Consider the following 1,114-nt stretch of genomic DNA (forward strand, 5'->3'; position numbering starts at 1 on the left):
CGCAGCTGCTCGGCGTGGTCGTCGGCACGGGCCTGGCGACGGTGGCCGGCGGGACGGTCGCGGGGTACGCGGCCTGCGCGGTGTTCACGATCGCGGGCGTCCTGCCCTACGTCGTACGCCACCGGGACCTGCGCCTGGCGGTGGCCGACCGTCCGCCGTGGCGGTGGCGCGGCTTCCTTGCGGGGTTCTGGCTCAGCCCGCGCCGCCACCCGGACCTCGCCTGGGCGTGGCTGACGCGCTTCCTGATCAACGTCAGCAACTCGCTGGTGCTGCTCTACCTCTTGTACTTCCTGCGGGACCGGCTGCACCGGCCCGACCCGGACGAGGGCGTGCTGATCCTGACGGCCGTGAACGGCGTGACGATGCTCGCCACGGTCGTGGTGGGCGGCGCCTGGTCGGACCGGGTCGGCCGCCGCAAGCCCTTCGTGATCTGGTCGGGCGCGCTGATGGCGGTGGCGACGGGACTGCTGGCCCTCTGGCAGACCTGGCCGGGCGCGATCGTCGCGGCGGCGGTGCTCGGCATCGGCTTCGGCGTGTTCACGTCGGTGGACTTCGCCCTGATGACGGACGTCCTGCCCGAGGCCATGGACCGGGGCAAGGACCTCGGCATCATCAACATCGCCAACTCGCTGCCCCAGGTGGCGGCCCCCGCGCTGGCGGCCCCGATCGTGACGCACCTGGGCGGCTACCGCGTGCTGTACCTGACGGCGGCGGTGGTGGGGCTGGCGGGGGCGGTCCTCGTACGGCGGATCAAGGGCGTGGACTGAGGCGCGCGAGAAGGTCGCGCGCCGAACCACGCGGCGGGCCGCGGAGGCGGTGCCTCAGAACCCGAGCTTGCGCAGCTGCCGCGGGTCCCTCTGCCAGTCCTTGGCGACCTTGACGTGCAGGTCGAGGAAGACGGGCGTACCGAGAAGCGCCTCGATCTGCTTGCGGGACTTGATGCCGACGTCCTTCAGCCGCTTGCCCTTGGGGCCGATGATGATGCCCTTCTGGCTGGGCCGCTCGATGTAGACGAACGCGTGGATGTCGAGCAGCGGCTTGTCCGCCGGGCGGTCCTCGCGCGGCAGCATCTCCTCGACGACCACGGCGATGGAGTGCGGCAGCTCGTCGCGGA

At 72.0% G+C, this 1,114-nt stretch carries 2 protein-coding genes; one reads left to right on the top strand and one right to left on the bottom strand.

The window, feature by feature from the left end; all coding sequences use genetic code 11:
• On the top strand, window positions 1–767 hold a 767-nt coding region (locus AOK22_RS37075), incomplete at its 5' end, for an MFS transporter (protein WP_157872412.1).
• Window positions 768–821: 54 nt separating this feature from the next.
• Here AOK22_RS37075 and AOK22_RS37080 read toward each other — a convergent pair.
• The coding region (locus AOK22_RS37080; RefSeq protein WP_167357935.1) for a KH domain-containing protein at window positions 822–1,114 on the bottom strand (293 nt) is incomplete at its 5' end.

It is taken from the genome of Streptomyces silaceus, from assembly GCF_001419745.1.
In the GTDB taxonomy this organism is placed as follows: domain Bacteria; phylum Actinomycetota; class Actinomycetes; order Streptomycetales; family Streptomycetaceae; genus Streptomyces; species Streptomyces silaceus.